This window comes from Bifidobacterium kimbladii, assembly GCF_032193675.1.
GTDB lineage: Bacteria > Actinomycetota > Actinomycetes > Actinomycetales > Bifidobacteriaceae > Bombiscardovia > Bombiscardovia kimbladii.
Map to the genome: position 1 here is coordinate 122,245 of NZ_JASTZZ010000003.1, position 23,968 is coordinate 146,212.

Below are 23,968 nucleotides of genomic sequence, written 5' to 3' on the forward strand. Positions count from 1 at the left end.
AGATAGTAGCACAGCGTCACCGGGCCGACAATGGCCCGGCGAGTCCCGGCAGACAAGTGCAGACAGACGGGGCCACCTGATCAACTTGCTATCATGATTCTTGACGGTCGGCGCAACCCGCGTCGGCCGCAAGTCGTCCCAGCCCGGAAGGGGTTCCATGAGCACAGACGTTTTCGACCTTTCGGCCGCAAAGATGCGCGACAAGGGCATGAGCGAAGTCTCCATCAACCAGTTCAGGCACCTCTACGAAACCTGGGAACGGGGAGATGCCAAAGCCTGCGTGCGTGAAAAGGACATCACCCCGCTCAAGGACGTGCCCCGCACCAAGGATATCCACGACGCCATGGACATGGACATGGCACTGGACGCATTCTCCCGCACCGCCTTCATCAAGCTCAACGGTGGTCTGGGAACCTCCATGGGTCTGGAAAAGGCCAAGTCTCTGCTGCCCATCCGCCGCCACAAGGCCCGTCGGATGCGCTTTCTGGACATCATCATGGGCCAAGTGCTGACGGCCCGCAAACGCCTAGGGGTACCCCTGCCGCTGATCTTCATGAACTCCTTCCGCACCTCACGAGACACCATGCGCGTGGTCAAGCAGGACCGCCGCTTCGTTCAGCATGATGTGCCCATGGAGATCATTCAGCACATTGAACCCAAAATCGACGCCGAAACCGGCCGTCCTGTCGACTTCCCAGCCAAGCCCGACCTGGAATGGTGCCCTCCCGGCCACGGCGACATCTTTTCGACCATCTGGGAGACGGGCTTGCTGGACACACTCAAGGAGCAGGGGATCGACTACCTGTTCATCTCCAACTCCGACAACCTGGGCGCCAGGCCTTCAAGGACCCTGGCCGGTTATTTCGCACAGTCCGGAGCGCCCTTCATGATCGAGGTGGCCGAGCGGACCGAGGCTGACCGCAAGGGCGGCCACATCGTCATCGACAAAGCCACCGGGCACCTCATCCTGCGAGAGATGTCCCAGGTGGATCCGCACGACCGCAGCTCGGCCATGTCCATCCGCAAGCACCCCTACTTCAACACCAACAGCATCTGGGTCAGGGTCGATGCCCTACGTGACAAGCTGGCCGAATACGACGGGGTGCTGCCCCTGCCCATCATTGAAAACCGGAAGACCGTGGACCCCACTGACCCTTCCACCAGACCCGTGGTGCAGTTGGAAACCGCCATGGGCTCCGCCGCCTCACTCTTCGAGGGAGCCATCTGCGTGCAGGTGGACCGCATGCGCTTCCTGCCGGTCAAGACCACTGACGACCTGTTCATCATGCGCTCCGACCGTTTCCATCTGACCGACTCCTACGAGATGGAGGATGGCAACTACGATTTCCCCAACGTCCAACTGGACGAACGCTACTACAAGTACATCGCCGACTTCGATGAGCGCTTCCCCTACGGGGTTCCCAGCCTGGCGGCAGCCAACTCGGTCACCATCGAGGGGGACTGGACCTTCGGCAGGGATGTGACCCTGTATGCGGATGCCCATTTGAGCGACCAGGGGCGTTCCTCATACGTGCCCAATGGCCAGTATGTGGGACCCCAGGGTATCGAACCGGACGAGTGGGTCTAAAGCCAGGCGCAAGAGGGTTCAGCCTGTCAAGAAAAGGGACCGTATTTGAGTGTTTGGCTCCCACGTTCCTGAAAATGAATCTATGATAGACAGATGTGCGTTAGGCGCACTAACAGTCAAAATTTTAACGATACGCGAGGACTGATGGCAGAAGGTACGAACGGAAGACGGCGTTTCTCTGATAAGTGGGGCAAACACGAACTCGATGTCCTGGCCGTCTTATCGTCCGCTTTCCCTCAATGGTTGACTTCTCGGCAGATAGCGCAGCGGGTCAAAGCCTATGCCGACTCCTATGGCGAGCTGGCCGATCAGGCCGCCAAGGCAGCCTTTGCCAAGCAGTTTCAGCGTGACCGGGCCAAGCTGGCAGCCATGGGGATCGCCATCGAATCCCGTCAGCCCGAGTACTCCTCCAAGTCCGAGGGGCAGGATTTCGCCTCCTACCGTCTGCAGCTGGGGGACGAGCCCCGCATACGTATGCACTTCAACCAGGAGGACATGCCGGTGCTGGCCGCAGCCAACTATCTGGCCCGATCCATCGCCATGTCCCAGGAGGCATGCGAAGAGCCGGTCCGCCCGGCCTCGCGCACCACTCCCCGGGTGCCGCAGGTGCCCATCCCTGGTCTGGGTCTGGATTCCATAGCTCCTGGACTGGGTACCCAGCGCATTCCCGACAATCTGGTCAAGGTCATCGACTCCCGCCGCTTCGCCGCCACCGTGGACGTGGACGGAGAGAATCTGAACGTGGCCTATGCCGATTCGGACGATCTGGCCATGTTCGTCCTGGAACACCCCGATGCCTCCATCGTCAGCCCGCAGGAGGCCGCAGACGCCTTCCGGCGGCGTCTGGATGCTGCCGCCCGCTTCAAGCTGGCCGACGAGTCGATAAGCCCCGGCGCGGCAACGGTCATTTCCCCGGAGATCGCTCGCACCAGCGTCGAGCACTTCGCCACCGACCTCAGTGACGACGACACCGACCTCAGGCACGCCCGTCGTGCCAGCGCATCCTCCTTCCAGACCGGATCCGAGGTGGACCGCCGCCTGCGGCTCATGCTTTTCCTGTCCGCACACCTGGGCGAGGAGTTCTCCCTGGCCGAACTGGCCGAGCGCTTCATTGGCCACCCCAACAGCAAGGAAGAGCTGCGCAAGTACGTCAACACCATCCACAAGGACATCAACACCCTGACCACGGTCTCGGACGACGGGGAGATGGCCGGCAGCCAGTTCTTCGACATCGACTGGTCCCTGCTGGACGACAGCGGCATCGTCTCGGCCACCAACTCGCTGGGCTTGGAGCGACTGGCCGGCATCTCGCCCCAGTACCTGAGCATGCTGACCGCCTCGCTCAACTACCTGGCCCATTCACCCCTGCTGCCCGAGCAGTCCCGCACCCAAGCCGAGTCGCTCTACCAGCGCCTGCGCACGCACGTAGGACCTGGCGAGACACCCTGGCTCTCCCTGACCGGGTATGAGACCGAACCTAAGAGCTTCTCGGTGGTCCGCCGAGCCATCAAGACCGAGTCCTTGCTGGACATGGAGTACACGGACGCTGCCGGACGGACCCGCCGCAAGGTGGTGGCCCCTGCCAAGATCTTCGTGGACGAGGGCGTCTACTATGTCGCCGCCTGGACCGATATCGGCGACGCAGCAGAGGGCACCGAGGCTGCGGACGCGCCCTCGGATTCCAGCCGCCACCTCAAGCAGGGCACCGGGCGCAACCGGCAGTGGCAGGTTCTGCGAATCGCCAGAATCGAACATGCGACCATCGTCAAGCCCAGCCACAAGGTGGAGTTCCCGGATGTGCCAGTCAGCGAGCTGCGCAAGTGGTCCTTCGACAACGGCACAGCTGCGGTCTTCATCACCGACCGGCCGGACCTGCCCTACATCAAGTCCCTGCCGGGCGCCTCGGTGGAGCCCTGCGGTTCCGGGCAGAAGGTCCACCTGACCGTCTCCTCGGACTCCTGGTTCGTGGCCTTCTGCATCGCCCACGCCAAGCACATCACCGCAGTGGCGCCCAAGACCCTGCGCACTATGATTCTGGCCCGTGCCCAGCGCGAGATCACCATCAGCGACGCTCACGACAAGGAGCAGGACCGGCACTAGTCCCGGTCGGAGAGGAGTTCCATGCCTGGATGGATCTGGATCCTTCTGGTGATCTTCATGCTGGCCATGCTGATCGGCGGAGCCGTCTACGCCATCCGACATGCCATGGCAGCCAGCCGCTCCATAGGGCGGGTCTCAGAGGATCTGAACCGCCACATGCCCCAACCCCCGGCGGCAGGGCAGTCCCAGGCAACGGATAGGACTGAGGGACCGGCCTTCGCCCTGCCCCTGTCGCAGTCAACCGAGCGATACAGCCAGGCACATGCCCTGGTGCTGGAGCGCAAGGAGCAGCGCAGGAGGAACCACGGCCTCATCTGGCGACGGTGGAAGCATTTCAATAGGTAGTTCTTGGAGGAACATGTCAGGTCATCGTCACCACGGACAGGATTCATCAGCATCCGAACCGGGGCCGGCGGAACGCTACGCCCGTTTCAATCGTCACCGCAAACGCATGACCGGAGCGCCTGCACGCTTTCAGTCCAAGCTGCCCTTCCCCCTGGATGACTTCCAGCTGGAGGCCATCACCGCCCTGGAGGATGGCGACAACGTCCTGGTGGCCGCTCCGACCGGCGCCGGCAAGACCATCGTGGCTGACTTCGCAGTATTCCTGGCCCAGGAACAGAACGTCAAGACCTTCTACACCACTCCTATCAAGGCCCTGAGCAACCAGAAATACCATGACCTGGTCGACCGCTACGGCGAGGATCGGGTGGGGCTGCTGACCGGCGACACCTCCATCAACTCCGAGGCGGACATCGTGGTCATGACCACCGAGGTCCTGCGCAACATGCTCTATGAGCAGTCCTCCACCCTGACGGCACTGAAGTACGTAATCCTGGACGAGGTCCACTATCTGGCCGACCGCTTCCGGGGGCCCGTCTGGGAGGAGGTCATCATCCATCTTCCGGCCTCCACCCGCATTGTGGGGCTGTCGGCCACCGTGTCCAACGTGGAGGAATTCTCCGACTGGATCTCCTCGGTGCGCGGACGCACCCATCTGGTGGTCTCCGAGCGCAGGCCCGTGCCGCTGGAGCAGCATGTCCTGGTTCAGGCCGACAGACACACCGAGCCAGAGATCCTGGATCTGTATCGGCACGACGGGTCAGGACGGCAGACCCCAAAGATCAACCCGCGCCTGGTCTCTCGGCTGGCCCAGCTGGACAAGGCCGGACAGGAGCGCATCCAGGCCCGCGACCAGGGGCATCACCATCGCCATGGCCGTGGCGGCAGGCCGGAGCGACGGATGGGGGAGCGGTATCGTCCAAGCCGGGCTGACGTGGTCGATGAGCTGGACTTCATGGATATGCTGCCCGGTATCTACTTCATCTTCTCCCGCACCGGCTGCGACCAGGCAGTCCAGCAGTGCATCCGGGCAGGGCTGCAGCTGACCACCGACGAGGAGGCCCGCCGCATACGGCACATCGTGGACTCCATGGCGGCCGGCCAGCTCAGCAAGGAGGATCTCAAAGCGCTGGGATTCGCCCAGTTCCGCTTCGCTCTGGAACAGGGCTTTGCAGCACATCACGCCGGCGTGGTCACCCTTTTCCGGCAGATAGTCGAACATCTGTTCGAACTGGGGCTGCTTAAGGTGGTCTTCGCCACCGAGACCCTGGCCCTGGGCATCAACATGCCCGCCCGCTGCGTCGTGGTCGAGAAGCTGGAGAAGTTCGACGGCACCGGCCATGTAGCTCTGACCCCCGGCGAGTTCACCCAGCTGACCGGTCGGGCCGGCAGGCGCGGCATCGACGACATCGGCCATGTAGTAGTGGTCGATCACCGGGACTTCAGCCCCAAGACCATGGCCGCCCTGTCCAGCAGGAGGGTCTACCCGCTGCACTCCAGCTTCCGGCCCACCTTCAACATGGCCGTCAACCTGCTCAACTCATCCAGCTATACGCGTGCTCGGGATACCCTGGACCACTCCTTCGCCCAGTGGGAGGCCAACCGATCAGCCTCGGAGCTGGAGGAACGCATCGAGACCCTGACCAACGGCCTGGAAGACTACCGGAAGGCCGCCCAGTGCAGCCGTGGCGATCTGATCGAGTTCATGCGCATTCGCGCAGCCCTCTCTTCAGCCCAGAAGAACGATCGCCGCCGTCTGAAGCGGCAACGATTCACCAGCGAGAAGGCCCGCGACCGGGCGTTCCGAGACCTTGACCGGCACATCGATCAGCTGCGCGAGCAGGAGCGCAACCATCCCTGCCGCCAGTGCCCGGATCTGCCCAAGCACCTGCGCTGGGGGAACCGGTGGATCCGCATGGACAAGGAGCTGCAGCGCACCCGGGAACAGTACGAGTCCAAGACAGGGTCGGTCTCGCGCCAGTTCGACAGGATCTGCCAGATTCTGGCCGACCTGCGCTACACGCGACCTGTGGATCCTGACGACTGCCGACTGACCCGGAAGGGGCAATTGCTTCGGCGAATTTACAGCGAGCAGGATCTGAGTCTTGCCGAGATCCTGGATCGTGGCATCCTCAACGATCTGGAGCCCGCTGAACTTGCAGCGGCCGTCTCCGGACTGGTCTACGAATCCCGCCGTGGGGTAGGGGAGCAGCCGGGGGAGAGGGCCGGGTATCGAGCTCCCAGGCTGGTTGACGCCATGGAGGATATGAAACGTCAGTGGTCCCAGGTACAGGAACGCTGCGATCAGGCTGGATTGGAGCTGCCGCCTGAACTCGACTTTGGCTTGGGGCCGACCATCTACGACTGGGCCTGCGGCGACTCGCTGACCACCATCCTGCGTGACAGCGATCTGACGGCGGGGGACTTCGTGCGCAACGCCAAGCGCCTGTCCGATGTGCTCACCCAGATCGTCCAGGTGGAACCCTACCTGGGCAGGGGAGGGCATCACCTGGCCAGGACTGCCAGCATCGCCGCCGACCAGGTCAATCGCGGCATTGTGGCTTATACGGGCGTGGAGTGAACACGGGACCAATCAGGGAATAAGTTTCAGGTCAACACTGTTCTGTAGCTTGGAGGCAGTGACGGACACGAGTATGGAGGAATCATGGCAGAGCGCAGTCTTCGCGGCATGAGTATTGGGGCGAAGTCCCTGGAATCCGATCAGAATGTGGATTTTGCTGCACGCAGCGAGGTCGCCTATGTCTGCCCCAAGGGCCATCGGACTATCCTGCCCTTGGCTGAAGGCGCTGAGGTGCCGCAGGAATGGGAGTGCCGCTGCGGGCAGATTGCTCACCTTGAAGGACATGACGAGCAGGAGTCCGGCAAGACCGGCAAGCCGACCAGGACCCACTGGGACATGCTGCTGGAGCGCCGGTCGGAGGACGAGCTCAAGGCTGTGCTTGACAAGCGTCTGAAAATGCACCGTGAAGGATGGTTCCCCGACTATGAGTAAATCACCGCGCCGTCTGGTTCTGCTGGATCTGGACGGCACCCTGACCGCCTCGCATCCAGGCATTATCGCTTCCGTGGTGCAAACTTTCAAAGAGCTTGGTCATCCCGTGCCCGATGAAAGCGAGCTTCGCCGATTCATAGGCCCTGCCGTTGAAGTATCCCTGCGCCGCAACGGCATCAGAGAAGAAGACATCGATAAGGGCGTCCAGATTTACCGGCGCTATTACAGCGAGATAGCGGCATTTGATGATCCTGACCATCCAGGACAACACATCCCTGGACGTCTGCTCGCTACGGTCTTTGACGGCATTCCCGAACAGCTGAATCGTATGCACGAGCGTGGTCTGACCTTGGCCGTGGCCACCTGCAAACCCGAGTACCAGGCTCAGCCGGTATGTGACCACTTCGGACTGACACCACTGGTAGATGGCATCTATGGTGCCAGCAGGGACTCTACACGAATCACCAAGGCCCAGGTCATCACACACGCTCTGCAACAGCTTGGCTTTGACACCAAACTCGGTGACCGTGCCCTTATGGTCGGCGACCGCTGGACTGATGCCGATGGTGCGCTGGAAACCGGTCTGGACTGTCTGGGATGCGGCTGGGGCTATGCTGAGCCAGGAGAACTGGAATCTCACGGCTGCTACCGAGTCATCGATCAAGTCGACCAATTGTGCCATGCTGCCGAGGATTACTTCGGAAACCATCAGACTCAGCACTGAGTCGGCCAGAACTGTATTGTCTCTTTTAGGGTCACCCGAGGTCACCTGGGTGACCCTTACCAAATTGGCCACAACCGAGAAACCATGAAATCACCGGAAAACACAAAATCGAATCGTGACCTAGTATGCCGATAATGTACGTTATGTCAAATCACTTGTTTTTTCTCCCCTGCTCCAGTTCGCCGTCCCGAGATTCATGCAGTCCGCTGGCGCTGCTCGTGCTGCTGCTCCAGGCGCTGGCGCAGACGCATGGCCGTCAGCTCGTCAATAGGTCGCTCAGGCAGACCCGGGGTCAGCTGTCCAGTAGTCAAATCCACGTGGTCGCAGGTCTGCAGCTCCAGATCCATACGATGCCAGATAGCACCAACAGAGATAGCAAAAACGGCACGCCCGGACTGCATCAGCGCAAAGACCTGATCGGGTCCTGAGCATTCTGTGACCTGATCACCATCGCAGACAACAGTCACATGCTCAAGTTGACCGACAGTCCGACGCTCAAGATAGTTCACCGTGTTCGTGGCATTGACCAAATTGACACCGGCATCCAAGAGGCGCTTGAGGACGGCCAGGATGACCACATCCTTGAAGGAATAGAGCCTGCGGGAGCCTGATCCGTGCGAGGCCTTGATCGACGGCTCGACGATTCGCTTGCGGGCCCAATAGTCCAGCTGCCGATAGGTAATGCCGGCCACCTTGGCAGCGACCGTTCCCCGGTAGCCCCGGGTCGTGCCCTCGGCCTGCTCAGGCGAAAAGAGTTCCCCCTGCACCAGCGTCGGCAACTCTTCGGCCATGCCGTGCCCCCTGTCAGTTCTTGGCGATGACTGCCCGATTATCGAAATATACCAGCCTGAACTTGCCGATCATGATCTCGTCGCCGTTGTGCAGGTCGGCCTGGTCCACGCGTTCACGGTTGACGTAAGTGCCGTTGAGACTGCCAGTATCCTCGACCCGAAAACCATGGTCAGTCCGTACGAATATGGCGTGCGCCCTGGAGACTGTCGAATCGTCCAACAGAATGTCCGCCTTCGGATCACGACCCACGCTGACCTGATCCTCGTCCAACAGATAACGCGATCCTGACACCGCTCCCCTGGTAGAGATCAGCAGGGCTGTGCCCTCAGGCAATCGCGCCATGGTCTCCAGGTCGTCCTTGGTCAGTGGACGGTCACCGTTGGAGGTGACTGGAATGTTCAGGGCCGGCATGCCGATGATGGTCGTCTCGCCCGCAGTGGGAATAGGATCTGTCATAATTGTCTATTCTACAGGCTTTGCATACTGGTAGTCCTGCACGCGTCGAACCTGGTCGATTCTGACACTATTTGACTGCTCCACGGATACGGTCGCATGGAACTGCACCTTGATCCGCGAACCCACTCCCCCGGCGATCTGAACGGCATTCTGCAGGCTGTCCGGATCCCCAATGGCCTTGACAATGTAGGGGCTGCGCAGCTTGGCGTGGTCGCATTGCAGACCGGTGCGGGTGTCCAGCAGATAGGTGCTGGTAACCACTCGGACATCATTGAAGGATATGACCTCGGCGCCAGCGTTGCGCAGTTCTTCGATCAGATTGAACATGGTAGAGGCGTCCACCCGGTCACTGTCCTCGGTGACCGTTACCACCACTCCCCTGCCCTGGGCAGGCAGCCGTCCGGCCAGGATGCCGCTGCTCTGCTCATTCTGCTGGGCTATGCGGGCGGCCTCCTTCTGCTTGTCGGCGGCTGACTTGATGGAGGTCAGCTGCTGGTTGAGCTGGCTCTTGCGCTCCTCCAGCTTATCGACCTGGTTGCTGGTCTCGTCCAGCACCCGTACCAGCTCCTCCTCGGACAGACTCTGGTAGGAGGACTGGTTATTGTGCACCTGGACCGCATACCCGAAACCCAAGAGGGCGCACATAAGGGCCACCAGGACGCTGGTAACCAGTCTGACCCTGGTGGCGTTGGAATTGAGGGTGCGCAGAGGCCGACGGCGAACCACCGGAAAAGCACCGGTCTGCGTATCGTCGGCTGGAGCCCTGACCCGTCCGGGCCTCCTAGGCGGAATGCTCTTGGGCATTCCCTCGTCGCGCTTCTTCCTCAGGGTGTGTCTCATATGCTCACCCCTTGAAAATGAACCGTCGAATAGCGGAAACGTTGGAGAAGATCCGGATGCCCAGGACCACAATGACGGCCGTGGACAGCTGAGAACCCACGCCCAGCTGGTTGCCCAGGAAGACCAGAAGAGTGGCCGTGATCACATTGGAGATGAAGGAAACCACGAAGACCCGGTCCGAGAAACTGCGTTCGAAGTAGGAGCGGACTGCGCCCATCAGGGCATCCAGGGCGGCCACCACCATGATGGGCAAATAAGGCTGCAGGACAATGGGAATGTCGGGCTTGAGGAAGATGCCCGCCACCACGCCTAGGATCAGGCCGAGAATTGCCGACATGTCAATGACTCCTTCCGGCATAGGACAGATTGGGCAAACTCACTGCATTCAGATTCAGGCGCCGCTGCTTGGCCACATTGACAGTGATGTTCGCCCTTTTGAGGTCACGCAGGCGGCCCTGCAGATCGCTGCGAACCATCAGATCGGACAAGGCGCCTTGGTCGCCGATGGCTTCGATCTTGTAGGGTGACTCGATCGAGGTGGTCCCCACCAAAATGGTCTGACCGGCCGTACGCACTGATGTCTGTGTTCCTATTCTATTGCCGTTGATGGCAATGGCTTCGGCCCCAGCAGACCAAAGCTTGGTCAGGAACCACTGCAGGTCCTGGTCGGTGAGCAGTTTGATCTGATCGGCATTGTCCCGGGAATCCTTGGAGGCAATGGGGTTGGCCAGGGTGATGACGACGCCCTGCCCCTGCACCTTGCTGGTGCCGTTGGTCAGATCGTCAGCGGTCTGCGTGCTGTTCTGCCCTTGGCCGCCCTCCTGAGCCGAGAGCGTGTCGATATTGCCGTTAAGGTCCGATATCTGACTGTTGAGGTCATTGGCACGCTTGCTGACCCCCTCCACCTGGGAGATGAGCTTCTCGCGTACCTTCTGACGCGGGTCCCGGTGCAACACCTGAACTATACCTGTGCCCGCCAGGCCGACCAGCACGCAAATGACGAAGACCAGTATCCGATTGACCCAGACGCTCAGCGGCGATCTACGCTCAGCGGGCAGCAGACGGGCATCCTCGAACATGGGATCCATGGGACGGTTGGTCAGGTCGTCAATCAGCCTCAGAGACTCATCAGCCATGCGCCGACGCATGGATTCCTGGGCGGGCTCCGAGCTTTCCTGGTCCACATAGTGGCGTTCCAGACCTGCGCTGGAATGCGAAAAAGCCGCCCGGCGGTGAATCAAGGCACGGTCAGGCGGCACGGGGAAGGATTGGGGGGTCATCTGCGGTTCAGTCATGATGGCGGTCCTGACGAAGCAGCCCGATGCCCTGACGTGCGTAGATCAGCCCTGCCAGCCAGTAAAGGCCAACCCCCCAGATGACAGCCGCAAGAGCCACCAGGTGGAAGAAACGGAAGAAGGCTGAAGTGCCCACATCCGCAAAAATCAGGGCCGGTATGGCCAGCATGAGCACGGCCGTTCCGGTCTTGCCAGCGAAGTGCACCGGCAAGGGGCCATAATCATGCTGGGCCAGCGCCAAAACCAACAGACCCATGAGCACATCCCGGGCACCGACTAGGGCCAGAAGCCACCATGGGAGTATGGAGGCGATGCTCAGGGCAAGGACAGAACAGAGAATCAGCAGCCGATCGGCAACCGGGTCCAGGATCTGCCCCAGCTTGCTGACCTGGTTGAACCTGCGGGCAATGATTCCATCCACACCGTCTGAAAGGGCCGAAATCAGCATGACCACCAAGGAAATGATCAGATGCCGGTTGGCCACCAGATAGGCAATAAGAGGTATGGATAGGATACGAAGCAGGCTGATGACATTGGGTACGGTGAGAATCACCGACCGTGGCTCAGGGCTGTACCTGCTGCGTGAAATTCGATCAATCAGTGCCATCCGACTACATTCTAGAAGCTTGAAGGGCAGTTACAAGGATGGCACGCGCACCGATCCCATAGAGGCGGTCCATGAGGTTGTTCACCTGGTCCCTGGGAACCATGGCCCTGACTGCCGCCCATTGCTTGTCGTGCAGGGAGGATACTGTCGGCGACTCATAGCCGGGCGTGATGCCCACCGCCATGGCCACGCGCTCTACCGGGATGTCATAATCCATCAGTACATAGCGGCGGGCTGTCAGCACACCCTCCAGCCTGCGGGACATGACCGCCAACCGCTCATCATCTGGATCCAGACGGGGTGATCTGATGAGAATCCCCTCCGATTTCAGAATGGGATCGCCGAAGACCCGAAGCCCGGCGTTGCGCAGGGTGGTGCCGGTGGAGACCACATCGGCGATCAGGTCGGCTACCCCGAGCTGGACTGAGGACTCCACTGCGCCGTCCAAGTGGATCAGTTCGGCCTTGAGTCCCTTGCTGTTCAGGTAGTCCTCAAGAAGCCGGTCGAAGGTAGTGCCGATCCGTTTGCCGTCCACGTCCTGCAAGGTGTTGATAGCACTGGCTTCCGGAGCGGCGAATCTGAATGTGGATGCGCCGAACCCCAGCTCAATGACCTCGACGGCCCTGGTTCCGGAGTTGAGCAGCAGGTCACGCCCGGTAATGCCCAGATCAATGGTCCCCAAGCCGACATAGACCGCTATATCGTTGGGCCTTAAGTAAAAGAGCTGGATGTCGTTGTCGACGTCATCGACCACCAGTTGCCGGTCATTGGAACGCAGACGATAGCCTGACTCTGACAGCAGCCTCCATGCGGGCTGGGACAACATGCCCTTATTGGGCACCGCGACCTTCAACACGGCAACCTCCTAATTGCGGAAGCGAATCTACAGCGGGAAAGGATCAGAGGTCACAGATACCTGTAGACATCCTCCAGGGTGATGCCTCGATCGATCATCATGACCTGGATGTGGTACAGCAGTTGGCTCATCTCCTCGGCCGTCCGTTCCTTGCCCTCATACTCAGCGGCGATCCAGGTCTCTCCGGCCTCTTCATTGATCTTCTTGCCGATGAAATGCGTGCCCTTGTCCAGCTCTTCAACAGTCAAGGATCCTTCTGGGCGCTCCTTGGCCTTGGTCGTGAGCTCCTCAAACAACCCATCGAAGGTCTTCATCTGGCTATCTCCATTCTTCCTGCAAAACCTGTCAGTCCTTGTAGCTTACCTGCGCGGCCTGCCGGATCTGGTCAATGGCCTTGGCCGGGTCGTCAGCGCCGTAGACCGCGGAGCCTGCCACCAGGACATCGGCTCCAGCCTCTGCCACGATGGGAGCCGTGGTGGGACTCACCCCGCCATCGACCTGGATGTGGGTCTTCAGGCCGCGGGCGGTTATCTGGTCACGCAGGCGGCGGGTCTTGGGCATCTGATTGTCCAGGAACTTCTGTCCGCCGAATCCTGGCTCCACGGTCATGACCAGAATCATGTCGAACTCATCGAGAATATCGAAGATCGGCTCCACAGGTTCGGCAGGGCGCACGGCCAGGCAGGCCTTGACCCCCATGTCGTGCAGCTGGCGGGCCAGACGAACCGGGGCATGGACGGCTCCGGTGTGGAAGGTGACGGAGGCGACACCCAGCTTGGCGAATTCCGGGGCCCAACGGTCGGGGTCCTCGATCATCAGATGCACGTCCACCGGCAGGTCGGTCACCTGGCAGATGCGCTCCACCACAGGCTCGCCAAGCGTCAGGTTGGGAACGAAATGGTGGTCCATCACATCCACGTGGACCATATCGGCATTGGCAATAGCCTTGAGATCCCGCTCCAAGTTGGCGAAATCGGCGGAAAGAATGCTGGGTGCTATCTGAATGCTCATGGAGATTATTCTATGTTGTACGGAAGACCGGCGGCACCGGTTTGTGGCCCAATTGCACACCTGCCGGCCCTTGGATAGCTGACCCTGTCCTACTTGCTCCGGGCCTCGGATTCCTGACGCACCTCAAGCTCGGTGATGGTCCGCAGCTTTTCGGACAGCAGGGAGGTCGGCTTGCCCTTGCGCGCTATGAGGACGAAGACTGCAGCCGCCAGGAAGAAGACCGTCATGGACACCCAGACGTTGACCCTGACTCCCAGAAATTCGTGGGCGAAGTCGATGCGAAGGGCCTCGATCCAGGTGCGTCCCAGGGTGTACCACATGACATAGAGGGCGAAGAGGGAGCCGGCCTTGAGCACGTTCACGGCCTTGTGGCCGATCCAGACCAGGAGGGCCGCGCCGATCAGGTTCCAGATCATCTCATAGAGGAATGTGGGTTGGAAGAGGGTGCCGGTCGGGCAGGTGGCCCCGTCATAGCACTGTTCGCTGCTGCCGATGGCGGAACCTGCCGCGTCGATCTTCAGCCCCCAGGGCAGCGTGGTGGGGGCCCCGTAGAGCTCCTGGTTGAACCAGTTGCCCAGCCGCCCGATGGCCTGAGCCACCAGAAGGGCAGGAGCCACGCTGTCGGCCAGCAGGGCGGTCGGGTAATTCTTGTGGCGGCACCAGGCCCAGGCTGCCAGTGCTCCCAGGAGGACTGCACCCCAGATGCCCAGACCGCCACGCCAGATGCGCAGAATGTCTGCTGGGTTGCCATCAGCTCCGAAATACCGCTCAGGGGTGGTGATGACGTGGTAGAGCCTTGCGCCGACGATGCCGGCCGGTACCGCGCAGATGGCGATGTCCAGAATCTGGTCGGTCCGGCCGCCCTCCTTCTTCCAGCGCCTGGCCGTGATCCAGGCGGCCACGATGATGGCCAGGAGCATGGTCAGCGCATAGAACCTGATGGTGACCGGCCCCAGATGGAAGCTGGATATTCCCGGCGATGGAATGTAGGCAAGCGTCATAAAGCCCCAATCTAGCCCCTGGGCCTTACAGCCCCACTCACTTCCTGGCCTGGGAGATGCCCCAACGCAGGTCGGAGCAAACCTCAGCCAGGGACTCCAGTGCCTTTCTACGGTCCTTCCGCGGCCTGCCCTCGTCATCCAGAAGACAGTGGACCAGGGCCGAGCCGACGATGACCCCGTCCGCGTAGGCGCCGACCTGAGAGGCCTGCTGGGCGGTCGACACCCCGATGCCCACGCAGACATAAGGGGCCCCAGCCTGCCTGACTCTCGCCACCAGGTTCTGGGCCGAGTTGGACATGCTGGTACGTTCGCCGGTCACGCCCATCCGGGAGGTCGCATAGACGAATCCTCTGGCCGCACGGGAGGTGATCCGCAGACGCGCATCGGTGGAGTCTGGCGAGACCAGATAGACCCGGTCAAGACCATACCGGTCCGACTGCTCTATCCATTCCCCGGATTCGTCGACGATCAGATCCGGGGTGACCAGCCCGGACCCGCCGGCCTCGGCCATGCGCTGAGCAAAGTCTGCCACTCCGTGATGCATGATCAGATTCCAGTAGCTCATGACCAGAGCCCTGGCACCGTCCGCCTGGACCTGGCGGACCGCGTCGAAGACACCGTCGACCTTGACGCCATTGTCGATGGCGCACTTGCTGGCCGCCTGGATGACCGGACCATCCATGACCGGGTCGCTGTAGGGCAGCCCGATCTCGAGGATGTCGACCCCGCTTTTCACCATGACCCGCATGGCCTCCAAGGATGTGGGCACGTCAGGGAATCCGTAGGGGAAGTAGCCGATGAATGCCGGCCTGCCCTCTTGGCGGAGGGCCTGCAGCGTGGACGCCACCGGGCTGGCCGTGCGGCTGAACCCCTTAGGTTGGACAGGCTGGGATTGCACAGGCTGGGGCTGGACGGGCGCTTTCTGCCACTGCCATTGCTGGTTGACCATCATCGGGCCTCCTCTTCTGCTTGATCGCTTCTGCTGTGCCCGGCCTGGGCTTCCAAAGCGCTGGCCTCCTGCTCGGACAGGTAGCCGAACCATCTGCCCGCCGTGGCTACATCCTTGTCGCCCCTGCCCGAGATGTTGATCAGAATGACAGGATTTCTGATTCCCTTCCGCAAAAGGTCGGTGGCCGCCTTGCTGGCTCCGGCCAAGGCGTGCGAGGACTCCAGGGCGGGGATGATGCCTTCGGTCCGGCACAGGTCGCTGAAAGCCTGCATGGCCTCCTTGTCAGTTGCATAGTCATACTTGACCCGACCCATGTCGTGCAGCCAGGCATGCTCAGGCCCCACCGAGGCGTAATCCAGACCGGCGGAGATGGAGTAGGTGTCCATGGTCTGACCCTGGTCGTCCTCCAACAGATAGGACTTGGTCCCTTGGAAGACGCCAATCTGACCGGTGCCTGGCGACAGGCGAATGGCGTGCTTGCCCGACTTGGGCCCGTCCCCGCCGGCCTCATATGCGTAAAGGGAAACCCGGGGATCGTCCAGGAAGGTGTTCATGATGCCGATGGCGTTGGAGCCTCCGCCGACGCAGGCCACAACCCCGTCGGGATGGTCGATGCCGTATGCGGACAGCTGCGCGGAAGCCTCTTCGCCGATGATCTTCTGGAAGTCCCTGACGATGGTCGGGAAGGGGTGGGGGCCGGCGACCGTGCCCAACAGGTAATGGGTGGTCTCCACGTTGGTCACCCAGTCACGCAGGGCCTCATTGATGGCATCCTTGAGGATCCTGGTCCCGGTGGTCACCTCGACGACTTCGGCTCCCAGCATTCGCATCCTGGCCACGTTCAGGGCCTGTCTGCGGGCGTCTATCTGCCCCATGTAGATTCGGCACTTGAAGCCCAGGAGGGCACAGACCGTAGCCGTGGCCACGCCATGCTGGCCGGCGCCGGTCTCCGCAATGACGCGGGTCTTGCCCATACGCTTGACCAGGAGCCCCTGACCCAGGGCGTTGTTGATCTTGTGGGCGCCCGTGTGGTTCAGATCCTCCCTCTTCAGAAAGACCCTGACCTGACCGCCGACCCGATCGCCGATCAGCTTGGCGAACCGAGGCGCCGGCGTCAGGGCCGAAGGACGCCCCACATAGACCCGGTTGAGCCTGTTCAGTTCCTCACGGAAGGCCGGATCGGCCTTGGCCTCCTTGTAGACACGCTCCAGCTCATCAAGGGCGCCCACCAGGGCCTCAGGGACGAAACGTCCGCCATAGGGGCCGAAATAGGGACCGTCATGGGTTGAGAGGGGCCTGGCCTCGGCGGCCTTGAAGCGGTGACCAGCCTGAACCAGCAAGCGGACGGTACCCTCCTGGTCCTGTGAGGTGACCAGACCTTCTCCTATCAGGACCGCATCGGCCCCGGCCCGGGCATATTGCTCCAGCTCGACCGTGCCGAACACTCCGGACTCGGCCACCTTGACCACATCCTTGGGCAGGTTGGAGGCCAGACGGGCATACTGGTCGACGTCAACGCTCAGGTCCTTCAGATTCCGGGCGTTGATGCCGATCACCCTGGCGCCGGCCGCAATGGCCCGCTCGATCTCCTGGCGATCATGGGTCTCGACCAGGGCGGTCATGCCCAGGCTCCCGGCCAGGTCCAGCAGGTGCTTGAGACGCGTGTCATCCAAGGCTGCCACAATCAGCAGGATCATATCGGCCCCGTTGGCCCTGGACTCCCAGACCTGGTAGTCGGAGACGATGAAGTTCTTGTTGAGCACGGGAATGCCCACGGCCTGCCTGACCTGCCGCAGATCCTCCAAGGATCCCAGGAAGCGTCTGCCCTCGGTCAGGACCGATATGGCCGAGGCACCCCCGTTGGCATACTGCCGGGCCAGGGCGGCGGGATTTTTGATGTCGGCAAGGTACCCCTTGGAGGGCGAGGCTCGCTTGATTTCCGCGATGATCGGAATGCCGACGCTCTCCCTGAGCAGTCGCGCGGCATCCAGAGGTTTGCGCTTCATGCTCCTGACCTGTTGCTTGAGGCTTTCCAAGGGAATCTTCTGCACCCGGCTCCTTGCATCCTCCACGGCGCCGGCCACCAGTTCATCCAAGACGGTCATAGAGCCCTTCCCTCCAGTTTCCTGTGTGTTCCCTGTCACAACCTTAGCGTCTTTCTGCACTGGATTACCCATTACCCTTCCTCGCTCTGCATCTGTGCCTGAGTACGATTGCCCTGCACCGCTGGCAATGGTCCTCCGGCTTCAAAACACGACCTGTGTCCGGTGTGGCAGGCCGCCCCCACCTGGTCGACTTCGATAAGCAAGGCGTCCCCGTCGCAGTCGATGCTGACCCCCTTGACGTATTGGACATGCCCGGAGGTGTCTCCCTTGCGCCAGTATTCCTGCCTGGAGCGGGACCAGAAGGTGACCCTTCCCGTGGTCAGGGTCCGTCTCAAGGCCTCCTCATCCATGTATCCGACCATGAGCACCTGACGGCTGTCATACTGTTGGACCACAGCGGCCACAAGTCCCTTGGCATCCTTCTTCAGCCTGGCCGCTATGCTCGGATCCAAACGTGCTTCCTGGTCCTTCGAAGACTGTGACATTGATCCTCATTCTCCTGATTTGTCCGACACATCCTTGTCGGTTGATTGTTTATGGTATGGGTATGGTTTCCCCGATGGCTACCAACATGGCCAGCAAATGCCATGCAGCATGCGGTGTCGAATTATCTGCGGGATTGGTTCAGGCCTGCCATCGAACCGGATACCCGGCCGCATGGAGCGCCTGCTTGACATCCTTGATGGACACCTGGCCGAAATGGAAGACGGAAGCCGCCAGGACCGCATCGGCCCCGGCCTTGACAGCTGGAGGAAAATCGGCGGCCTTGCCTGCGCCACCGCTGGCGATAAGGGGAAGGGATACGGCCTTGCGCACGTCGGCGATCATTTCCAGATCGAATCCCTGACGGGTGCCGTCCGCATCCATGGAGTTGAGGAGGATCTCGCCGGCTCCGAGCTTCTGGGCCTGCTTGACCCAGCCGATGGCATCTATGCCAGTGGACTGGCGGCCGCCCATGGTGGTCACCTCATATCCTGAGGTAATGCCCTGGGCATTGGATCGGCGGGCATCGACCGAGAGCATCAGGACCTGGCGACCGAACCGCTGGGCGATATCCCCGATGACCTGCGGATTGGCAATGGCTGCCGTGTTGATGCCGACCTTGTCGGCCCCTGACCGCAGGAGGGTGTCGACATCCTGCGGGGTGCGCACGCCTCCGCCCACGGTCAGCGGAATGAAAATCTGGTCGGCAGTGCTCTTGACCAGGTCCGCCATGGTGGCTCGCCCGCTGCCCGAAGCGGTCACATCCAGAAAGGTCAGTTCGTCGGCGCCCTGTTGGTAGTAGGCGGAAGCCAGTTCGACCGGGTCGCCCGCATCGCGCAGATTCTTGAAGTGGACGCCTTTGACCACACGGCCCTGGTCGACATCAAGGCAGGGAATGACACGAACCGCTACCGTCATGCGACCCGCCTTCCTGCCTGAACCGATTTGTTTGAGTCACGACATTAGCTTCTGTAGTGCCCGAAGACCATAGCATGTCCACACTATGGCATGTTGATTGCAGAATACCTGATTAGGCCTGGAGCTTGACGGCTTTTGCAGCAAGCTGCCCGCAGGCGCCGTCGATGTCCGATCCGCGGGTGTCCCTCATGGTTGCAGTGATGCCGGCCTTGTGGAGGATGTCCAGGAAGCGCTGCTCGTCCTCGGGCTTGGAGGCCGTCCAGCGAGACCCCTCAATCGGATTCAGGGGTATGGGGTTGACGTGCGCCCAGTCGTCCCCGTAGTGGTTGAGGCGCTTGGCCAGAAGACGGGCATGCTCGGCCTGGTCGTTGATGCCGCGCATCAGGGCGTACTCGATGCTGACCCGTCTGCCGCTGGCCAGGTAGTAGTCGTGGGCCGCGTCCAGGACCTGGGTGGTATTGAAGCGCCGGTTCATGGGAACCAGCTCGTCGCGCAACTTGTCGCTGGGGGCATGGAGGGAGACGGCCAGACGGACCGGAATGCCCTCTTTGGTCAGCTTGCGGATGCCGGGGACCACACCGACCGTGGAGACGGTGATATTCCTGGCCGAGATGCCGAATCCCTTGGGCGGCAGGGCACTGATCTGCCTGACCGCGGACAGGACGGCCCGGTAGTTGCCCATGGGCTCGCCCATACCCATGAAGACGATGTTGCTTAGGCGCCCCGGGCCTCCGGCGACCTGTCCGGACCGCATCATCCGGGAGGCGGCCCTGACCTGTTCCAGAATCTCGCCGGTCGACATGTTCCGGGTCAATCCAAGCTGACCGGTGGCGCAGAAGGGGCAGCCCATACCGCAGCCGACCTGGCTGGAAATGCAGAGGGTGGCTCTGGAAGGGTAGCGCATGAGCACGGACTCGATCCTGGACCCGTCGAAGAGCTCCCAGAGGGTTTTGATGGTCGTCCCCTGATCCGCCTTCTGGACGGTGACCGGGGTTATCAGTTCAGGAAAGAAGCGGTGTGCGGCATCCTGGCGGCTGGCCGCAGGAAGATCCGTGAAGTCGTCCGGATTGGTGGACAGATGGTTGAAGTAATGGTTGGCCAGCTGCGAGGCCCGGAATTTCGGCAGACCCAGTTGAGCGCAGACCTCCTGACGCTCCTCTAGGTCCATATCCGTAAAGTGACGCGGCGGCTTGCCTCGACGGGCATGGTCGGCCGCCAGAACGTCCCTGAAGGCGCCATTCTTGCCACCAGGGGTAATGCCGGTTTCAGGCTCGGCACCAGTCATGTCGACATCTGTCATACCTCTACCTCATCCCGTATCAGTCATCCGACCATCAATCCCGGTCACAGGCCGGTAATCAAAAGTACCAGTGTGATGAAGGGCGCGGACATGAGGATGGAATCCACCCTGTCCAGCACCCCGCCGTGGCCCTTGAGCAGGTGGCCCATGTCCTTGATCCCCAGATCGCGTTTGATCAAGGATGCGCTCAGATCCCCTAGGGTGCCTGTGGCTCCGACCATGATGCCCATGAGCAGGGCGACCCACCAGATCCTTCCCCAATCCGCCATGGGATAGGTGGCCGCGAAGATGACCAAAGCGCCAACCAGGCAGCAGAGCATGGAGCCTGCCAACCCTTCCAGCGACTTGCCGGGAGAGATGCGGGGCGCGATCTTGTGCTTGCCGAAGAGCGAACCAAAAAGAAGACCGCCGATGTCGCTTAAGGCGGGCAGGAAAATCACCATGAAGGCATGAGCTGCAGGATGCCCGCCGAAGGTGGTGGGCAGGGTTATCAGACAGGCCAGGAGGGTGATGTAGACAACGGTCAGGAGGGTGACGCCCACATTGGCCAGGCTGCTTGATCGGCTCTCCCCTTCTGCAGTGCCGTAGGAGGCATCGGCCATGGTCTGCGCGTCCTTGCCCGACAGCTTGGCGTTCACCGCCTTGACCAGCCGACCGCCCAGGCGATGGTTGCGGGTGGCCGCGAGAGCCCCAACCAGGGCAGTGACCAGAACACCGGCGGTCATGACCGCCACGTGATCCGGTGCGTAGAAGGAGGCCAGCATGGTGGCCGCCGAGCAGATCCAGAGCTCGACCACCGGTATATGCAGGCCCGCTGTGGCAAAGTCCACCCTGAGCTCCCAGAGCCCCAGGGTCATGAAGATCACGATCAGATAGATGAATGCGTCGATGCGCACCAGGATGCAGGCCAGGATGATGACCACCAGAAGCGCGCCAGTGGCCACCGCCTGCGGCATGTTGCGCCCGGTTCGCTTGTTCAGGGTTGCGACGGCATCCTGACCCGCCTTCTCGGCAGAGCTTTCCTTAGTACTCATGAAGTGTGGATCCTCCCCAGGCGGATCAGACCTCGAGGATCTCCTTCTCCTTGGCATCCAGGAGCTGGTCGATCATGTCGTTCTTCTGCTTGGTGACGGTCTCCAGCTCCTTCTGCAGCCGGTTGCCCTCATCCTCACCCAGGTCGCCGTCCTTGACCTTGGTCTCCAGCTCCTCCTTGACCTTGCGCCGGATGTTTCGTACGGCCACCTTGCCCTCCTCGGCCTTGGTCTTGGCCAGCTTCACATAGTCCCGTCGGCGCTCCTCGGTCAGCTCGGGCATGGTCACCCTGATGACGTTGCCGTCACGGCTGGGGTTGACGCCCAGATCCGAATCGCGGATGGCCTTCTCGACTGCGCCCGCCTGGGAGGGGTCAAAGGGGGTGACGGCCAGGGTGCGGGGCTCTGGGACGCCGATGGATGCCAAGGACTTGATGGGTGTGGGTGTGCCGTAATACTCCACCATGATGTCGTTGAGGAAGGAGGGGTTGGCACGCCCGGTCCTGATTCCCGAGAAGTTCTCCTTGGTCGCCTCGATGCTCTTGTCCATCTGCCTTCCGGCCTGGTCCACCACTGTGGTCATGATCTGCTCCTTGCTGTATGGACCATCCGCCTGTGCGCGCGAGGTCCGTCATTCTTATACTCTACGGCCATGGGGCCACAGGGGCCAAGCGGCGCGGGGTGTGCCCGCAGCCGGTCACAGGGTACGATCAGAACCGCCGTGGACCAAGGTGCCCAGGCGCTGGCCCTTGAGCGCTCCGGTCACGTTGCCTTCACCCTCCAGTCCGAAGACGCGGATGGGCATGTCGTTGTCCCTGGCCATGGACAGCGCTGCCGCGTCCATGACGGCCAGATTGTCCACCAAGGCCCGCTGGTAGCTCAGATTGGTGAACATGCGCGCAGAAGCCTGCTTGTTGGGATCAGCCGTGTACACGCCGTCCACGCCGTTCTTGCCCATGAGGACCTCGACGCAATGAATCTCCAGGGCCCGCTGGATGGAGACCGTGTCGGTTGAGAAGTACGGCATGCCGGATCCGGCGCCGAAGATGACCACGCGTCCCTTCTCCAGGTGACGGATGGCCTTGAGCGGGATGTAGGGCTCGGCAACCTGGCCCATGGTGATGGCTGTCTGCACCCTGGTGGCCTGCCCATCCTGCTCCAGGAAGTCCTGCAGGGCCAGGCAGTTCATGACCGTGCCCAGCATGCCCATGTAGTCTCCGCGCGAGCGTTCGATTCCGGCCTGGCTGAGCTCGGCTCCGCGGAAGAAGTTGCCGCCGCCTACCACGATGGCCACCTGAACGCCGCTCTGCACCGCCTGGACGATCTCCTTGGCCACCCGCTTGACCACCTGAACGTCGATGCCGACCTCGCCTCCCCCGAAGGCCTCTCCGGAGAGCTTGAGCAGCACACGACGAGGCGATGCTGGGTTTTGCGCTGAATCGGATCCGGTCATAAAAACCCTTTCTCCAGACATGATGACGGGCGGAATACACCGCTAATAGGGTATCGAGGCTGGGCGACAACCCCTCCTTGAGCAGGCTGAGGTGATAGGCCCAGGACGAAAGAAGGGGAGCGGCCACGAAAGCCACTCCCCTATCGTCAGTCATCATCAATGCCGGCCGTCTGTCTATCCCTCATACAGGATCGGACGAGACGACCCAAGACATTGCTGGGCTACCGACTACTCCTCGTCGCCCTTGCCGACCTCGAGACGAGCGAAGGCCAGGGCCTTGCCGCCAGCCTGCTTGAAAAGGTCGCCAATGGTCTTGGAGGTGTCCTTGACGTACTGCTGCTCCAGCAGGACGGTCTCCTTGAAGAAGGCGTTCAGGCGCCCCTCGACGATCTTGGGAATGATCTTCTCGGGCTTGCCTTCGGCCTGGGACTTCTCGGTGGCCACGCGACGCTCGGACTCCACCACGTCGGCGGGCACATCCTCGCGGCTGAGCCACTTGGGGCTCATGGCGGAGATCTGCAGGGCCACCTCATGGGCCACCTGGGCGCCGGCCTCGTCAGTGGCGATCATGGCCACGATGGAGGGGGGCATCTCCACGGACTTGCGGTGGGCATAGATCTCCACACGGGGACCTTCGACCCGGGCCACCTGGCCGACCTTGACGTGCTCATGGAAGAGCGCGCCGGCCTCCTCAACGGTCTCCTTGACGGTGCCGGACTTGGATGGAGCGGCATCGACCTGCTCGGCGTTGGAGGCATCAGCCTTGGCCACGTCGTCGATGACCTCCTGGCCGAACTCGATGAACTGAGGGGTCTTGGCCACGAAGTCGGTCTCGGAGTTGAGCTCGACGGCATAGCCGATCTGGCCCTGTCCGCCCTCGACGACGGTGGAGGCTATAAGGCCCTCCTGAGCCTTGCGGCCCTCGCGGGCGCCTGCGGCCTGGATGCCGGTGGCGCGGATGATCTCCTTGGCGCGGGCCATGTCGCCCTCAGCCTCGGTCAGGGCCTTCTTGACGTCCATCATGCCGGCGCCGGTCTGATCACGCAGCTCCTTGATCAGTGCAGCGGTGATTTTTGCCATGAAACTCTCCTATCTAGACGCCAG

General features: G+C 61.7%; 25 protein-coding genes. 6 read left to right on the plus strand and 19 right to left on the minus strand.

All coding sequences use genetic code 11. The annotated features are described in order from the left end of the window. Window positions 1-157 precede the first annotated feature (157 nt). The 6 genes from QRX41_RS05255 (at window position 158) to QRX41_RS05280 (ending at window position 7,767) form a co-directional block, all read left to right on the plus strand. Entirely contained in the window at window positions 158-1,588 is a 1,431-nt protein-coding gene (locus QRX41_RS05255; RefSeq protein ID WP_313839183.1) for a UTP--glucose-1-phosphate uridylyltransferase, read from the plus strand. Between the two features lie 144 nt (window positions 1,589-1,732). Next, the gene (locus QRX41_RS05260; protein WP_024627703.1) at window positions 1,733-3,688 is read left to right on the plus strand and encodes a helix-turn-helix transcriptional regulator; all 1,956 of its coding nucleotides are present in this window, start codon (window positions 1,733-1,735) and stop codon (window positions 3,686-3,688) included. A 21-nt stretch (window positions 3,689-3,709) separates the two neighbouring features. Then, window positions 3,710-4,033: a hypothetical protein gene (locus tag QRX41_RS05265; RefSeq protein ID WP_101432313.1), complete on the plus strand. Its 324-nt coding sequence runs from the start codon at window positions 3,710-3,712 to the stop codon at window positions 4,031-4,033. A gap of 13 nt (window positions 4,034-4,046) precedes the next feature. Continuing rightward, the gene (locus QRX41_RS05270) at window positions 4,047-6,611 is read left to right on the plus strand and encodes a DEAD/DEAH box helicase (protein ID WP_313839188.1); all 2,565 of its coding nucleotides are present in this window, start codon (window positions 4,047-4,049) and stop codon (window positions 6,609-6,611) included. An 84-nt stretch (window positions 6,612-6,695) separates the two neighbouring features. Next, the gene (locus QRX41_RS05275) at window positions 6,696-7,043 is read left to right on the plus strand and encodes an RNA polymerase-binding protein RbpA (RefSeq protein ID WP_024627700.1); all 348 of its coding nucleotides are present in this window, start codon (window positions 6,696-6,698) and stop codon (window positions 7,041-7,043) included. Next, window positions 7,036-7,767: an HAD hydrolase-like protein gene (locus QRX41_RS05280; protein WP_313839190.1), complete on the plus strand. Its 732-nt coding sequence runs from the start codon at window positions 7,036-7,038 to the stop codon at window positions 7,765-7,767. The genes QRX41_RS05275 and QRX41_RS05280 overlap by 8 nt, the downstream gene beginning before the upstream one ends. A gap of 194 nt (window positions 7,768-7,961) precedes the next feature. On the opposite strand, the gene QRX41_RS05285 is transcribed toward QRX41_RS05280, so the two are convergent. From QRX41_RS05285 to tsf, 19 genes are all read right to left on the minus strand, one after another. Next, window positions 7,962-8,558, minus strand: coding sequence for a MerR family transcriptional regulator (locus QRX41_RS05285; RefSeq protein WP_313839192.1), 597 nt, complete (start codon window positions 8,556-8,558; stop codon window positions 7,962-7,964). A 13-nt stretch (window positions 8,559-8,571) separates the two neighbouring features. Continuing rightward, window positions 8,572-9,015, minus strand: coding sequence for an FHA domain-containing protein (locus QRX41_RS05290; protein ID WP_024627697.1), 444 nt, complete (start codon window positions 9,013-9,015; stop codon window positions 8,572-8,574). A gap of 6 nt (window positions 9,016-9,021) precedes the next feature. Next, a complete protein-coding gene (locus tag QRX41_RS05295) occupies window positions 9,022-9,855 on the minus strand; it encodes a DUF881 domain-containing protein (RefSeq protein WP_101432310.1) in 834 nt (277 codons plus the stop codon). 4 nt (window positions 9,856-9,859) lie between these two features. Next, window positions 9,860-10,192 carry a small basic family protein gene (locus tag QRX41_RS05300; RefSeq protein ID WP_015021764.1) on the minus strand — a complete coding sequence of 111 codons (333 nt, stop codon included), beginning with the start codon at window positions 10,190-10,192 and terminating at the stop codon, window positions 9,860-9,862. 1 nt (window position 10,193) lies between these two features. Continuing rightward, entirely contained in the window at window positions 10,194-11,150 is a 957-nt protein-coding gene (locus QRX41_RS05305) for a DUF881 domain-containing protein (RefSeq protein WP_313839194.1), read from the minus strand. Beyond that, complete coding sequence (locus tag QRX41_RS05310; RefSeq protein ID WP_045924372.1) at window positions 11,143-11,757, minus strand: CDP-alcohol phosphatidyltransferase family protein; 615 nt, start codon at window positions 11,755-11,757, stop codon at window positions 11,143-11,145. The genes QRX41_RS05305 and QRX41_RS05310 overlap by 8 nt, the downstream gene beginning before the upstream one ends. 4 nt (window positions 11,758-11,761) lie before the next feature. Beyond that, entirely contained in the window at window positions 11,762-12,613 is an 852-nt protein-coding gene (gene hisG, locus QRX41_RS05315; protein ID WP_313839196.1) for an ATP phosphoribosyltransferase, read from the minus strand. Window positions 12,614-12,663: 50 nt separating this feature from the next. After that, window positions 12,664-12,927: a phosphoribosyl-ATP diphosphatase gene (locus QRX41_RS05320; RefSeq protein ID WP_045935327.1), complete on the minus strand. Its 264-nt coding sequence runs from the start codon at window positions 12,925-12,927 to the stop codon at window positions 12,664-12,666. 31 nt (window positions 12,928-12,958) lie between these two features. Then, window positions 12,959-13,624, minus strand: a complete 666-nt coding sequence (gene rpe, locus QRX41_RS05325; RefSeq protein ID WP_029678892.1) for a ribulose-phosphate 3-epimerase — start codon at window positions 13,622-13,624, stop codon at window positions 12,959-12,961. A gap of 89 nt (window positions 13,625-13,713) precedes the next feature. Beyond that, window positions 13,714-14,625, minus strand: coding sequence for a prolipoprotein diacylglyceryl transferase (gene lgt / locus QRX41_RS05330; protein WP_313839203.1), 912 nt, complete (start codon window positions 14,623-14,625; stop codon window positions 13,714-13,716). Window positions 14,626-14,662: 37 nt separating this feature from the next. Next, window positions 14,663-15,574 (minus strand): tryptophan synthase subunit alpha, encoded by a 912-nt coding sequence (trpA, locus tag QRX41_RS05335; protein WP_313839205.1) that lies wholly within the window; start codon window positions 15,572-15,574, stop codon window positions 14,663-14,665. Next, window positions 15,574-17,679 carry a tryptophan synthase subunit beta gene (trpB, locus tag QRX41_RS05340; RefSeq protein WP_313839207.1) on the minus strand — a complete coding sequence of 702 codons (2,106 nt, stop codon included), beginning with the start codon at window positions 17,677-17,679 and terminating at the stop codon, window positions 15,574-15,576. The genes trpA and trpB overlap by 1 nt, the downstream gene beginning before the upstream one ends. Before the next feature lie 71 nt (window positions 17,680-17,750). Next, window positions 17,751-18,164 (minus strand): phosphoribosyl-AMP cyclohydrolase, encoded by a 414-nt coding sequence (gene hisI, locus QRX41_RS05345; protein ID WP_306222115.1) that lies wholly within the window; start codon window positions 18,162-18,164, stop codon window positions 17,751-17,753. A gap of 139 nt (window positions 18,165-18,303) precedes the next feature. Beyond that, entirely contained in the window at window positions 18,304-19,080 is a 777-nt protein-coding gene (gene hisF, locus QRX41_RS05350) for an imidazole glycerol phosphate synthase subunit HisF (protein ID WP_313839210.1), read from the minus strand. A gap of 112 nt (window positions 19,081-19,192) precedes the next feature. Continuing rightward, the gene (gene rlmN, locus QRX41_RS05355) at window positions 19,193-20,380 is read right to left on the minus strand and encodes a 23S rRNA (adenine(2503)-C(2))-methyltransferase RlmN (RefSeq protein WP_396176792.1); all 1,188 of its coding nucleotides are present in this window, start codon (window positions 20,378-20,380) and stop codon (window positions 19,193-19,195) included. Window positions 20,381-20,424: 44 nt separating this feature from the next. Further along, a complete protein-coding gene (locus tag QRX41_RS05360; protein WP_313839212.1) occupies window positions 20,425-21,414 on the minus strand; it encodes a phosphatidate cytidylyltransferase in 990 nt (329 codons plus the stop codon). Window positions 21,415-21,439: 25 nt separating this feature from the next. Then, window positions 21,440-21,994, minus strand: coding sequence for a ribosome recycling factor (gene frr / locus QRX41_RS05365; protein ID WP_101432300.1), 555 nt, complete (start codon window positions 21,992-21,994; stop codon window positions 21,440-21,442). Window positions 21,995-22,108: 114 nt separating this feature from the next. Further along, window positions 22,109-22,864 carry a UMP kinase gene (gene pyrH, locus QRX41_RS05370; RefSeq protein WP_045924362.1) on the minus strand — a complete coding sequence of 252 codons (756 nt, stop codon included), beginning with the start codon at window positions 22,862-22,864 and terminating at the stop codon, window positions 22,109-22,111. Between the two features lie 228 nt (window positions 22,865-23,092). Further along, entirely contained in the window at window positions 23,093-23,944 is an 852-nt protein-coding gene (gene tsf / locus QRX41_RS05375) for a translation elongation factor Ts (RefSeq protein ID WP_029678902.1), read from the minus strand. Window positions 23,945-23,968: the final 24 nt, after the last annotated feature.

Coding starts and splice junctions, on each gene's coding strand:
- rlmN (WP_396176792.1), bottom strand. CDS start 20,380: ATGACAGATGTCGACATGACTGGTGCCGAGCCTGAAACCGGCATTACC.
- hisF (WP_313839210.1), bottom strand. CDS start 19,080: ATGACGGTAGCGGTTCGTGTCATTCCCTGCCTTGATGTCGACCAGGGC.
- QRX41_RS05280 (WP_313839190.1), top strand. CDS start 7,036: ATGAGTAAATCACCGCGCCGTCTGGTTCTGCTGGATCTGGACGGCACC.
- lgt (WP_313839203.1), bottom strand. CDS start 14,625: ATGACGCTTGCCTACATTCCATCGCCGGGAATATCCAGCTTCCATCTG.
- QRX41_RS05255 (WP_313839183.1), top strand. CDS start 158: ATGAGCACAGACGTTTTCGACCTTTCGGCCGCAAAGATGCGCGACAAG.
- frr (WP_101432300.1), bottom strand. CDS start 21,994: ATGACCACAGTGGTGGACCAGGCCGGAAGGCAGATGGACAAGAGCATC.
- QRX41_RS05300 (WP_015021764.1), bottom strand. CDS start 10,192: ATGTCGGCAATTCTCGGCCTGATCCTAGGCGTGGTGGCGGGCATCTTC.
- tsf (WP_029678902.1), bottom strand. CDS start 23,944: ATGGCAAAAATCACCGCTGCACTGATCAAGGAGCTGCGTGATCAGACC.
- QRX41_RS05305 (WP_313839194.1), bottom strand. CDS start 11,150: ATGACTGAACCGCAGATGACCCCCCAATCCTTCCCCGTGCCGCCTGAC.
- QRX41_RS05310 (WP_045924372.1), bottom strand. CDS start 11,757: ATGGCACTGATTGATCGAATTTCACGCAGCAGGTACAGCCCTGAGCCA.
- trpB (WP_313839207.1), bottom strand. CDS start 17,679: ATGACCGTCTTGGATGAACTGGTGGCCGGCGCCGTGGAGGATGCAAGG.
- trpA (WP_313839205.1), bottom strand. CDS start 15,574: ATGGTCAACCAGCAATGGCAGTGGCAGAAAGCGCCCGTCCAGCCCCAG.
- hisI (WP_306222115.1), bottom strand. CDS start 18,164: ATGTCACAGTCTTCGAAGGACCAGGAAGCACGTTTGGATCCGAGCATA.
- QRX41_RS05320 (WP_045935327.1), bottom strand. CDS start 12,927: ATGAAGACCTTCGATGGGTTGTTTGAGGAGCTCACGACCAAGGCCAAG.
- QRX41_RS05270 (WP_313839188.1), top strand. CDS start 4,047: ATGTCAGGTCATCGTCACCACGGACAGGATTCATCAGCATCCGAACCG.
- rpe (WP_029678892.1), bottom strand. CDS start 13,624: ATGAGCATTCAGATAGCACCCAGCATTCTTTCCGCCGATTTCGCCAAC.
- QRX41_RS05260 (WP_024627703.1), top strand. CDS start 1,733: ATGGCAGAAGGTACGAACGGAAGACGGCGTTTCTCTGATAAGTGGGGC.
- QRX41_RS05265 (WP_101432313.1), top strand. CDS start 3,710: ATGCCTGGATGGATCTGGATCCTTCTGGTGATCTTCATGCTGGCCATG.
- QRX41_RS05285 (WP_313839192.1), bottom strand. CDS start 8,558: ATGGCCGAAGAGTTGCCGACGCTGGTGCAGGGGGAACTCTTTTCGCCT.
- QRX41_RS05295 (WP_101432310.1), bottom strand. CDS start 9,855: ATGAGACACACCCTGAGGAAGAAGCGCGACGAGGGAATGCCCAAGAGC.
- pyrH (WP_045924362.1), bottom strand. CDS start 22,864: ATGACCGGATCCGATTCAGCGCAAAACCCAGCATCGCCTCGTCGTGTG.
- QRX41_RS05290 (WP_024627697.1), bottom strand. CDS start 9,015: ATGACAGATCCTATTCCCACTGCGGGCGAGACGACCATCATCGGCATG.
- QRX41_RS05360 (WP_313839212.1), bottom strand. CDS start 21,414: ATGAGTACTAAGGAAAGCTCTGCCGAGAAGGCGGGTCAGGATGCCGTC.
- QRX41_RS05275 (WP_024627700.1), top strand. CDS start 6,696: ATGGCAGAGCGCAGTCTTCGCGGCATGAGTATTGGGGCGAAGTCCCTG.